Origin of the sequence: Azoarcus taiwanensis (assembly GCF_012910885.1) — a bacterium.
GTDB lineage: Bacteria > Pseudomonadota > Gammaproteobacteria > Burkholderiales > Rhodocyclaceae > Azoarcus_F > Azoarcus_F taiwanensis.
In genome coordinates this window covers 1-1,137 of sequence record NZ_WTVM01000267.1, presented here as the reverse complement: position 1 = coordinate 1,137, position 1,137 = coordinate 1, and the positions used below count along the sequence as shown (strand labels likewise).

Genomic DNA, 1,137 nt, shown 5'->3' with positions numbered 1-1,137 from the left:
GAGGAACAGAGCACCGGGGTGGGCCAGGTAAACACGGCGATGAACCAGCTCAACCAGGCGACGCAGCAGAACGCGAGCGCCTCGGAGGAGCTGGCGGCCACGGCCGAGGAGATGAGCGGGCAGGCCGAGCAACTCCAGCAACTGATGGGATTCTTCACGCTTGCCGGTGGAACCGGAAAAGCGCGCCCGATCGCAGCCGCCAAGACCACCAAGTCTTCGAAGCCTGTCCGGTCGGAGCCAGCCGCGCCGAAGCGCAGTGGCTCTGGGCCTGCGTTGATGGGGTCCTCGGGGGATCCGGAATTTGTGCGTTTCTGAGGAGCGGTCCATGACAGCAATGGTGAAGAAAGAGCCCGATGCCGTGGTTGCCGGAAGAAGAGGTGATGGCGCGACCGAGTCGGATGAGCTGCGTCAGTACCTGACCTTCATGCTCGGCGGTGAGACGTTTGCGATCGGCATCCTGCACATCAAGGAGATCATCGAGTACGGGCAGCTGACGACCGTTCCGATGATGCCGGAGTTCATTCGGGGGGTGATCAATCTGCGTGGCGCGGTCGTGCCGGTGATAGACCTCGCGCGACGCTTTGGCGGCAAGCGCAGTGAGGTGACCCGTCGCAGCTGCATCGTGATTCTCGAGCTCGAGAGCGAGGACGAAACGCAGGTTATCGGCGCGGTGGTCGACGCGGTCAACGAAGTGATCGAGATCGACCCTGATTGCATCGAGCCTGCACCGGCCTTCGGCGCTCGGATCCGTACCGACTTCATCGCAGGCATGGGCAAGATCCACGACAGGTTCGTGATCCTCCTGAATGTCGACAACGTGCTCGCCGCGGAAGATCTCAGCGTGATCGGGCAACTCGCGCTGGAGGCCGACGCCTGATGGCATCGCTGCGCGATTGGAACACCGCAACACACCAAGGTATCCGGAAGAATCCATTGCCGAGAGGAGTATGACCGTGGAGCTGATCCGCAATCTCAATATCCGTACCAAGCTTTTGTTGATGGCCGGTCTGCCGATTCTGGCGCTGCTCTGGTTCGCATCGATCGGCGCGATGGCGAAGTGGCAGTTCGCCAGCGAAATGAATGACCTGCGAGGCTTGACCTCCCTGTCGGTTCACGTCGGCGGCGTCGTGCATGAGT

General features: G+C 61.7%; 2 protein-coding genes and 1 pseudogene. All 3 read left to right on the top strand.

Annotated features, from left to right (window positions below; genetic code table 11):
* A pseudogene (locus GPA21_RS20750) lies at window positions 1-315 on the top strand (methyl-accepting chemotaxis protein); the annotation flags it as partial.
* Between the two features lie 10 nt (window positions 316-325).
* Window positions 326-877 (top strand): chemotaxis protein CheW, encoded by a 552-nt coding sequence (locus tag GPA21_RS20215; protein WP_422614185.1) that lies wholly within the window; start codon window positions 326-328, stop codon window positions 875-877.
* A 76-nt stretch (window positions 878-953) separates the two neighbouring features.
* Window positions 954-1,137: hypothetical protein (locus GPA21_RS20210; RefSeq protein WP_168989852.1), on the top strand; the 184-nt coding region annotated here is incomplete at its 3' end.